This is a genomic window from Gordonia sp. i37 (assembly GCF_002043085.1).
GTDB classification, from domain to species: domain Bacteria; phylum Actinomycetota; class Actinomycetes; order Mycobacteriales; family Mycobacteriaceae; genus Gordonia; species Gordonia polyisoprenivorans.
The window spans coordinates 1-789 of sequence record NZ_MVPX01000381.1 but is presented as its reverse complement, the minus strand read 5'-3'; the positions used below and the strand labels follow the sequence as shown (position 1 = coordinate 789).

The 789-nt window shown below is 66.9% G+C and carries 1 protein-coding gene; it reads right to left on the bottom strand.

The window, feature by feature from the left end:
- Nucleotides 1-44: 44 nt before the first annotated feature.
- The coding region (echA20, locus tag B1964_RS18735; RefSeq protein ID WP_139765793.1) for a (7aS)-7a-methyl-1,5-dioxo-2,3,5,6,7,7a-hexahydro-1H-indene-carboxyl-CoA hydrolase at nucleotides 45-789 on the bottom strand (745 nt) is incomplete at its 5' end.

The following is a 789-nucleotide window of genomic DNA, read 5'->3' as shown; positions in this document are numbered from 1 at the left end:
TCGTCTTGTCGGTGGGTGTTGACGCAGTGGGTGTTGCTGCCATGTCAGGCGTGTCCTCCTGTGTTGAGGGCCTTGCCGGTCGCCACGAACTCGTCGCGGTGTTCGTCGGCGACGCCGGCCAGATTGAGCTCGAAGGTGTATCCCTGCTCGAGGCGGTAGCTGGCCTTCACGTCCACCGGGTCGATGTGGTTGATCGCCGACTTCGCCGCGCGGATCACCCGGGTGTCCTTGGCGGCGATCTTCTCAGCGACATCGAGTGCCGCGGAATCGAGTTCGTCGGCGGCCACCACCCGATGGACCGAGCCGAAGTGCAGGAGTTGTTCGGCGGTGACGTTCTGGGCCGTGTAATAGAGGGTGCGCATCATGTGCTGGGGAACCAGGCGCGCCAGATGTGTTGCGGCGCCCAGTGCCCCGCGATCGACCTCGGGAAGACCGAAGACCGCGCCCTCGGAGGCGACGATCACGTCGGCGTTGCCGACCAGCCCGATTCCGCCACCGACGCAGAAGTTCTTGACCGCGACGACCACCGGGACGGCACAGTCGTAGACCGCGCTGAACGCCGCGGTGCAGCCGTGGTTGGCGGCGATCAACGCCCCGAATCCCTCGGTGGCCTGCATCTCCTTGATGTCGACACCGGCGTTGAAACCGCGACCCTCCGCCCGCAGGATCACCACGTGCGTGCTGGGGTCGTTGCCCGCTGCGGTGATGGCGTCGGCGAGGTCGAACCACGCCGACGACGGCAGCGCGTTGACCGGCGGGTAGTCGACGGTGACGGTGACGACCCCGCCA